Source organism: Dietzia sp. SLG310A2-38A2 (genome assembly GCF_014145095.1).
In the GTDB taxonomy this organism is placed as follows: domain Bacteria; phylum Actinomycetota; class Actinomycetes; order Mycobacteriales; family Mycobacteriaceae; genus Dietzia.
The window spans coordinates 1-1,080 of sequence record NZ_JAALDX010000468.1 but is presented as its reverse complement, the minus strand read 5'-3'; the positions used below and the strand labels follow the sequence as shown (position 1 = coordinate 1,080).

The 1,080-nt window shown below is 70.6% G+C and carries 1 protein-coding gene and 1 pseudogene; both read left to right on the top strand.

Going from position 1 to position 1,080, the window contains the following annotated elements:
- Positions 1-630: lipase family protein (locus G6027_RS15280; protein ID WP_241727175.1), on the top strand; the 630-nt coding region annotated here is incomplete at its 5' end.
- Positions 631-852: 222 nt separating this feature from the next.
- Positions 853-1,080: pseudogene (locus G6027_RS15275) on the top strand (hypothetical protein); the annotation flags it as partial.

Below are 1,080 nucleotides of genomic sequence, written 5' to 3'. Positions count from 1 at the left end.
GCGGCCGAACTGCATCCGCGGTACGCGGCCGAGGTGAACCTCGTCGGCACCGCCGCCGGATCGCCGCCCGCCGATCTCCTGGCCACTCTCGAGCAGGCGGACGGGTCGGCGATCGCCGGCGTGATCGGGTACTCCCTCAACAGCCTCGTCGACGCCTACCCGGAGATGGACCAGATCCTCGACGCCTACCTCAACGATCACGGCCGGGCGATGCTGGCGGCCACCTCCGACCAGTGCATCGGCGAGACCGCCATCCAGTTCTTCCACCAGCGCACCACCAACTTCACGCTGTCCGGCCAGTCCGCCGGTGAGATCGCCAGGCAGGATCCGGCCATCATGGACTACCTGGAGCGCCAGCGCATCGGCCGCCTGTCACCCACCACGCCGGTGCGGATCCTGTCCCCCGTGAACGACGACGTGGTGCCAGGTCACCAGTCGCAGCGGCTCGGCCGCGACTGGTGCGCGCAGGGCGCAACGGTCGAGATGGCGATCGACCACACCCCGCCGGTGGCCACCGGGCTGGTCATCAACCATGCGGTCCCGATGCTCTCCGGCCTCGGCGGGACGATGCAGTACCTGGCCGACCGGATCGACGGACTGCCGGCGCCGGTCAACTGCGGGACGTACTGAGCCACCGCCCGCCCGCCCGCGCAACGCCACGAGCGTTCCGCTGCATCGAAAAGAGCGTTCCGAACACATCCGCCGACGAGCAGGTGTTCGGAACGCTCTTCTCGTTGGGGCGGCTCGTTGGTGCCGCTCGTTGGGGCGGCTCGTCGGGGCGCGCCGGGCGGACGCGGGACCCGGGCCCGGTCACGCAAGTAGATTGCGCAAGCGGCTTGTAGAATCACCCGGGTGACCGACCCGACCGACCCTGCGGCCAGCTCAGACAACACAGACGCGACCAGCTCAGACATCACCGACCCTGTGGCCGGCCCAGACCCCACCGGCCCAGACTCCACCGACCCGACCGCGCTGGCCACGGACCTGCGCGAGGCCCTGCGCCCGCTGTGGCGACGGCTCGGCGAGCACCGGACGCTGTCGATGGGAAAGGTCGGGATCCTGGCCCGCCTCGACCGCCGC